The 7,132-nt window shown below is 59.0% G+C and carries 6 protein-coding genes; all 6 read left to right on the top strand.

Translation table 11 applies throughout. The features are described 5' to 3' along the window. The first annotated feature begins 208 nt into the window (after window positions 1-208). The 6 genes from acpS to tsaD are packed head-to-tail and all read left to right on the top strand — an operon-like array spanning window position 209 to window position 7,032. Window positions 209-748 carry a holo-ACP synthase gene (gene acpS / locus I2D41_RS04820; protein WP_195363711.1) on the top strand — a complete coding sequence of 180 codons (540 nt, stop codon included), beginning with the start codon at window positions 209-211 and terminating at the stop codon, window positions 746-748. After that, window positions 749-2,365: an NAD(P)H-hydrate dehydratase gene (locus I2D41_RS04825; RefSeq protein ID WP_082222952.1), complete on the top strand. Its 1,617-nt coding sequence runs from the start codon at window positions 749-751 to the stop codon at window positions 2,363-2,365. A 2-nt stretch (window positions 2,366-2,367) separates the two neighbouring features. Beyond that, window positions 2,368-3,513: an alanine racemase gene (gene alr / locus I2D41_RS04830; protein ID WP_035137770.1), complete on the top strand. Its 1,146-nt coding sequence runs from the start codon at window positions 2,368-2,370 to the stop codon at window positions 3,511-3,513. A gap of 8 nt (window positions 3,514-3,521) precedes the next feature. Continuing rightward, the gene (locus tag I2D41_RS04835) at window positions 3,522-4,142 is read left to right on the top strand and encodes a uracil-DNA glycosylase (RefSeq protein ID WP_006235848.1); all 621 of its coding nucleotides are present in this window, start codon (window positions 3,522-3,524) and stop codon (window positions 4,140-4,142) included. Window positions 4,143-4,154: 12 nt separating this feature from the next. Continuing rightward, the gene (gene tsaE, locus I2D41_RS04840) at window positions 4,155-4,661 is read left to right on the top strand and encodes a tRNA (adenosine(37)-N6)-threonylcarbamoyltransferase complex ATPase subunit type 1 TsaE (RefSeq protein WP_117735673.1); all 507 of its coding nucleotides are present in this window, start codon (window positions 4,155-4,157) and stop codon (window positions 4,659-4,661) included. After that, complete coding sequence (gene tsaD / locus I2D41_RS04845; protein WP_195363712.1) at window positions 4,648-7,032, top strand: tRNA (adenosine(37)-N6)-threonylcarbamoyltransferase complex transferase subunit TsaD; 2,385 nt, start codon at window positions 4,648-4,650, stop codon at window positions 7,030-7,032. Before tsaE ends, tsaD begins: the two co-directional genes overlap by 14 nt. The last annotated feature ends 100 nt before the right edge of the window (window positions 7,033-7,132 follow it).

A 7,132-nucleotide genomic window follows, 5' to 3' on the forward strand; every position in this document is an offset into this window, starting at 1 on the left:
GTCAGCCCGTGGGAGGCCAGGGCGCCGCTGACCGGTGGACGGCACCGAGCCGTCGGATGACTTGAAGAAGGGGGAGGCCTCGCGGCCTCCCCCTTTTTTGCGTTTACGGGCTTTTGTCTCACATAGTAGCTGTGTTTTATAACCCTCGTTTGTCGCATCTTCTGCGAACGGGCTACAATAACTTAGTCTGTGCGATATGGAGGTGAACATGGCTGAAGCTGGTATCGGCGTTGATATCGTCGAGATTTCCCGCATGAACTCAATTCTTGAAAAGACGCCGTCGTTTGCTCGGCGTGTGTTTACCGAAGAAGAGCGTGCGTATTGCGATGCATCATCGCGTCCCGCTGCTCACTATGCGAGCCGCTTTGCTTCGCGCGAGGCGGTACTTAAAGCTCTCGGCACGGGTTTTAGTCAAGGCGTGGGTCGCAAGGATGTTTCGGTTACGCGTGATAAACTCGGCAAACCGAAGGCGCTGCTTTCGGGCCGTGCTCTCGAGATCGCTCAAGAACTGGGTGTTGTTGAAGTCGCTCTTTCCATTACGCTTACAGGAGATTTGGCCGTTGCGAATGCCATCGCGATTACCGAAGATGCTCGGCCTAAGCCAAAAGAGGAAAAGGTGAGCACCAAGAAACGCGTAGCGCAGACATTTAAAGAGGCTCGCTCTGTTTTAGATGAGCTTGAGCAGCTGCAGAATTCAGCATTGACGGAGCACCTGGGCGATGCTTCGCAAGATACGCTAGGAGCATAGATGAAACCGGTTTTGAGTACCGAAGAAGTCGTTCGTCTCGAGGATATCATCGAACGCGAAGGGACTTCGAAGGCCGAGCTTATGGAGCTAGCGGGTGAGTTTGCCGCCAACGAGGTCTTGAAGCTCAATCCCGATCGGGTTCTCGTTCTGGTCGGTTTTGGTAATAATGGCGGCGACGGTTGGGTTGCCGCCGATATCCTGAGCCATAAGGGTGTGGACGTGGATATCGTTTCTCCGGTTGAGCCGGATGAGATTCCTGCTGCTCTGGCACGTCATGTTGCTCGTCGTACTGCCGGCCGCGATGTGCACGTTTGCGTCGGCCCCTCGCGTGACGAACTCGAGGTTTTGATCGATAAGGCCGATGTTGTTGTCGATGCCATTTTTGGTACCGGTTTCCACGGAAATCTGCGTGCGCCGTTCTCCATCTGGATTCCTACGGTCAATGAATGCGCCGATTGTGTCGTATCCATTGATGTTCCCTCGGGCCTGAATGCCGAGACGGGCGTTGTTGATGACGACTGCATTCGTGCCGAGCATACGGTGACGATGATTGCGCCCAAGATTGGTCTGTATAGCGCTGATGGTCCTGAGTATGCTGGCGATTTGATCTGCGGCAATCTTTACGACCGTCTTGACGAGGTCATCGATGATGTCGACCACGCCGCCGAGATTGTCGAGCCCGGGGACTTAGTTGATTACTTTGCCCCACTACCTACGAATATCGATAAGTATTCCCGTGGCTCTGTGCTTATTGTCGCCGGATCTGCGCAATATCCTGGTGCTGCCATTATGGCGGCCAAGTCTGCAGCTCGCGCGGGTGCTGGTTACGTGGCAGTCGCGGCTCCTGACGCCTGCGCCAATCTTATTCGCATGGCACTTCCTTCGATTCCCGTCTTTGCTATTCCGTCTGATTCCCGCGGCTCCTTTGGCGCCGCTGCGCGCATGACGGTGTGCGAGATTGCAAAGAAGTACAGCTGTGTACTGTGCGGTCCCGGTATGACGACATCTGCCGGCGCTATGCAGGTGGTTTCGGGCTTGCTCGAGCTTGATGTGCCGCTTATCTTGGACGCCGATGCACTCAACTGCCTTGCTAAGATTGCCATTGACGGTATTGATAGTAATCCCGAGATGTATCGTCGCGAGCAGCCGTTGGTTATGACGCCGCACTATCGTGAACTTTCGCGTCTGGTTGCCGGTGACGAGGTGAACGACCTTGGTACTGCGATTGCAGCCGCGCAGAAGGTTGTCTGGGCTGCAGGCTCTGACAATCTGGTGGTCATTGCCAAGGGGCCGACGACGGCTATCTGTGGCGTTGAGCGTGTGCTGCTGCCGCTCTCGGGTCCGGCTTCTCTGGCAACTGCCGGTTCGGGTGATGTTCTCGCGGGTATTTTGGCCGGCACGCTTGCCACCATGCGCGACGAGATGGATCGTTGGGAGTTGCTGTATTCGTACGCCGTCGCACTTCACAGCTACGCCGGTTTTGCCGCGGCGACGGAGTATGGTGAGAAGAGCGTCATCGCGACCGATCTTATCGACTTGATCGGTCCGGCCATGGAACTGGCGGCAAAGGATGCGCTCGAAGATCTGGGAATCATGGACGAAGGGTCGGATGACTAATCATGAATAAAGCCGATTTGACGCGCTGGTCCTGGGTCGAGATCGACCGCGGGGCGCTCCGTCGCAACACGAGGGCCTATAAGAACTTGCTGAATCCACGTCAGCGCCTGTGCTGCGTGGTCAAGGCCGATGCTTATGGTCATGGAGCTGTTGAGTGCGCCAAGATCATGTATTCGGCCGGTGCCGACATGTTTGCCGTGGCGACGGTTAACGAGGGCGTTGAGCTCCGACAGGGCGGGATTACGAAACCCATCCTCATCCTAAGCGAGCCGCCTATCGAGGCCATTCCGACGTTGCTCGAGTTTGATATCATGCCTTCGGTCTATACGTCTGATTTTGCTCTTGCGTATGGCGAATGTGCCGTCGCGGCGGGCAAAGTGGGCAAGTATCATCTCGCCATCGAGACGGGCATGAATCGTATCGGCGTTCACTACACGCAGGTGCTCGACTTTGTCCGCGGTATAAATTTCCATCGCGGTATTCAGTGCGACGGCGTATTTACGCACTTCGCCACGGCCGATGAACCTTCGGGCTGGGACTACAAGCTGCAGTGTCAGCGCTTTACCGAGGCCGTTCAGGCCATTAAGGATGCGGGTTTTGAGTGCGGTATCGTGCACTGCGCCAACACGCCGTCCTCGATGCTCGACCCCTCGATGCATTTTGATATGATTCGTGCCGGCGTTGGCTTGTATGGCATGCAGCCGTGCGAGCTGAGTGGCCGCGTGATGCAGCTTGATCCCGTTATGAGCGTCCATGCGCGCGTGACGCGCGTGGCACACCCTGCGATGGGTGAGGGCGTGGGCTACGGTTTTACCTACCGCGTACCGCGTACGCGCGTTCAGATCTGCACGCTGCCGATCGGTTATGCCGATGGCCTATCGCGTACGCTTTCCAATCGTATGGATGTGCTGTATCGCGGCGAGCGTGTGCATCAGGTTGGCAATATCTGCATGGACCAGTTTATGGTCGCCATTCAGTCCAACCCGGCACACGAGATTCCCGAGGCCGAGTATGGTGACGAGATGATCATTGTCGGCCGCGATGGCGATGCCGAGATCACTATGGACGAGATGGCCCGACTGCGTGGAACGATTAACTACGAGGTCGCCTGCGGCTTTGGCATGCGTCTCGACAAGGTCTACGTGTAGGAGCCGCTATGGGCGTCATGCACATCCCCGGCCATACCCATCAGGCACCACGTGAGGTCGCACTCGAGGAAATTGAGGCCGTTCTGGGCGATTGTCACCTCTGCCAGCTCTACCAGTCGCGTCACAATATCGTGTTTGGCGTGGGAAACCCCCGCGCTCGCGTGATGTTTATTGGTGAGGCGCCGGGCCGCAATGAGGATTTGCAGGGCGAGCCCTTTGTGGGGGCGGCAGGCGAGGACCTCAACGGCATTTTGTCGCTGGCGGGCCTCAAACGCGAAGACGTCTACATTGCCAACGTGCTTAAGTGCCGCCCGCCGGGAAACCGCAATCCGCGTCCCGAGGAAGTGTTGGCTTGCTCGCCGTTTTTGCGTGAGCAGATTCGAAGCATCTGGCCCGATATTATCGTGACGCTCGGCAACCCCGCGACGCACTTTGTGCTTAAGACCGAGATTGGCATTACTAAGCTGCGCGGCAGGTTCCACCAGATGGGGCATTTTGTAGTAATGCCCACGTTCCATCCGGCAGCAGCGCTGCGCAATCCGGCGTGGCAGGAGCTGCTGGAGGAAGACTTTAAGATGCTGGGCGACTATCTGGAGCGACATCCCGCACCAGAGGACGCCTCGGAATAATAAGGAGCATATATGTCCCTGGAGCGCCTGGGGGTAGGTACTTACAAAACGACTTGCGCTGCCGATACGGAGTACTTTGGCGAGCTAATTGCACCGTGCCTTGAGGACGGCGATGTGCTCATCCTGACCGGTGGCCTGGGAGTGGGCAAAACTCACTTTACCAAGGGCGTCTCGCGCGGGCTGGGCGATGAGCATATGGTTACGAGCCCTACGTTTGCGCTCATGGCCGTTCACGATCAAGGTCGTATTCCGCTGTTTCACTTTGATCTATACCGCCTGGAGCATGCCTACGAGCTCGAGGATACGGGCATTTTCGATGTGCTGGGCTATGAGGGTGCTTGCTTGCTGGAATGGGGCGAACAATTCCAGGACGAGCTGACGGATGAGTATCTTTCGGTGACGCTCAAGCGTGATGAGGGCGACAGCGATGTGCGAACGATAACGCTCGAGGCACACGGTGACCGCGCAATGGAGCTTTCCCATTTGATTGATAAGGCTGTACAAGATGAGCTTGCATAACGACAACGCGCTGGTGGTGGCGCTCGATACCTCGACCGACATGCTTGCCTGCGCGGCAAGCTGGATTGATGGGCAGACGGGCGAGACGAAGCTCGTGAGTGGCGACCACATGTGTCGCCGTCACGCCAACGTTGAGCTCGTGAATACCGTTGATGGCGTGCTGGCTCAAGCCGGTCTGGATCGCAGCGATGTTGGTTACTACGTGGTCGGCCGCGGCCCGGGGTCGTTTACGGGTGTGCGCATCGGCATCTCCACTGCCAAGGGCCTCGCACGTGGTGCCAATGTTCCGCTGCTGGGCGTGTCAACGCTTGACGCTTGCGCTTGGACGGCGTGGAAGGCTGGCGTGCGCGGCAAGCTTGGTATCTTGGCCGATGCTATGCGCGGTGAGGTATATCCGGCGCTGTATATGCTGGTCGATGAGGGCCCCGAGCGTCAATTTGAGCGCGAACACGTGGTCAAGGCCGCCGTGGCGCTCGATGAGTGGCGCCAAGCAGCGGACTGGGACCAGGTTCAGCTGACCGGCGACGGTCTCGTGCGCTATGGCAAGCTGTTGGGTGAGGACGAGATCGCCCGCTGCGTGGAGCGCGACCTGTGGTGGCCTTCGGGCGAGGGCTTGCTGCTCGCGCACGCTGCGGGTGACGGCGATCCGGCTCGCGTCCTGCCGATTTACACGCGCCTTTCGGATGCCGAGGAAAACGAGCGCAAGCGTCTTGGTCTTGCCGAGAGTGCGCAGAGCGAAATTACGGGCGTTGCCGATGAGCTCGCCGGTCGTCATCTGCAGTTCCGTCCCATGGGCGCGGCGGATGCCGAGGGCGCGAGCGCGTTAGAGGCTGCCTGCTTTGAAGGTGCCGGACACAAGGCGTGGACGCCGGGCATGTTCCTGTCCGAACTGGGCGAGGACGTCGCTACGCCGCGTAGTTGGTGGGTGGCACACGACGACGGCAAGCTGCTGGGCCTTGCCGGCGGTATGGTCGTGGACGGTGATGTGCAGATTCTGGATGTCGCCGTCGACCCGGCACATCGCCGTGAGGGCATTGCCCGCAAGCTGCTGTCGCATGTGAGCTATGATGCCCAGATGCTCGGCTGCACCACGGCTTCGCTCGAGGTCGAGGACGGCAACGAGGGAGCGATCGCGCTTTATAACGCTCTGGGCTTTACCGAGGCTGGCCGTCGCCGCGGCTACTATGGTGCCGGCAAGGATGCCATCGTCATGACGGCTCCGCTGCCCCTCGTGCTTCCGGTCGACAATGCTTCGCCCGAGCCGACGGCGGCAGAGCAGCGCGTATGGCCGCTACCTGCACCCGAGCGAACCGTTGAGGAACGCGCCGAAATTGAGCGTCGCCGCCTGGTGCTTGCCATCGAGAGTTCGTGCGATGAGACGGCTGTGGCGATTATCGATGCGGACGGTAATATGCTGGCCAATCAGGTTTCGACGCAGATCGATTTTCATGCCCGTTTTGGCGGCGTAGTGCCCGAGATCGCTTCGCGCAAGCACGTTGAGGTTATCGTGAGCGTCGTGGACGCGGCGCTCGAGGATGCCGCGGCATCGCTTGGTCTTGAGGGCGGAGCCATCGCGCCGAGCGAACTCGCCGCTGTTGGCGTGACACAGGGTCCGGGCCTGGTGGGTGCTCTGGTGGTGGGCGTCGCCTTCGCCAAGGGCTTTGCCTATGCTGCCGGTAAACCGCTCGTGTGTGTCAATCATCTGGAGGGCCACCTGTTTGCCAACCTGCTGGCGCAGCCCGATCTCAAGCCGCCGTTTATCTTCACGCTCGTCTCGGGCGGTCATACCATGCTTGTTTACGTCAAGGCGTGGGGCGACTACGAGGTGCTCGGCGAGACGCTCGACGACGCCGTGGGCGAAGCCTTTGACAAAGTGGCAAAGGCGCTGGGCCTGGGCTATCCCGGCGGCCCCATCATCTCCAAGCTTGCCGAGACGGGCAATCCCCGCGCGATTGACTTTCCCCGTGCGCTCAATAGTAGGGGCGACTATCGATTCTCGCTTTCGGGCCTTAAGACGGCCGTGACGCTCTACATTGAGCAGGAGACCAAAGCCGGGCGTACGATTCATCTGCCCGACCTGGCGGCTTCGTTTGAGGCCGCGGTCTTTGACGTTCAGTACAAGAAGGCCAAGAACGCGCTGCATGCCACCGGATGTAAGGAATATTGCATCGGCGGCGGCGTCTCGGCTAATCCGCATCTGCGCGAGATGATGATCAAGAAGCTTGGGCGCCAGGGCATCCGCGTGACGGTGCCGCCTCTTTCGGCATGCACCGACAACGCTGCCATGATCGCGGAGGTCGCCCGCCGTAAATTCGACCGAGGAGAAATCTCGCCGTTCGATGTCGACGCCGATCCGAACATGACGCTGTAGTCGCAAAGGCGCGGTCCCCGACCGGAGGGGCCGGATATAAGGTTTCCTGCTCTACAGTCCTGCGCAAGACGAAGGCCACATTAAGTGGCCTTCTTTGCGT

This window comes from Collinsella aerofaciens (genome assembly GCF_015552075.1).
In the GTDB taxonomy this organism is placed as follows: domain Bacteria; phylum Actinomycetota; class Coriobacteriia; order Coriobacteriales; family Coriobacteriaceae; genus Collinsella; species Collinsella aerofaciens_Y.

Bases quoted from the DNA above. Each gene is read 5' to 3' on its own strand.
- acpS (WP_195363711.1), top strand. From the start codon at position 209: ATGGCTGAAGCTGGTATCGGCGTTGATATCGTCGAGATTTCCCGCATG.
- I2D41_RS04825 (WP_082222952.1), top strand. From the start codon at position 749: ATGAAACCGGTTTTGAGTACCGAAGAAGTCGTTCGTCTCGAGGATATC.
- alr (WP_035137770.1), top strand. From the start codon at position 2,368: ATGAATAAAGCCGATTTGACGCGCTGGTCCTGGGTCGAGATCGACCGC.
- I2D41_RS04835 (WP_006235848.1), top strand. From the start codon at position 3,522: ATGGGCGTCATGCACATCCCCGGCCATACCCATCAGGCACCACGTGAG.
- tsaE (WP_117735673.1), top strand. From the start codon at position 4,155: ATGTCCCTGGAGCGCCTGGGGGTAGGTACTTACAAAACGACTTGCGCT.
- tsaD (WP_195363712.1), top strand. From the start codon at position 4,648: ATGAGCTTGCATAACGACAACGCGCTGGTGGTGGCGCTCGATACCTCG.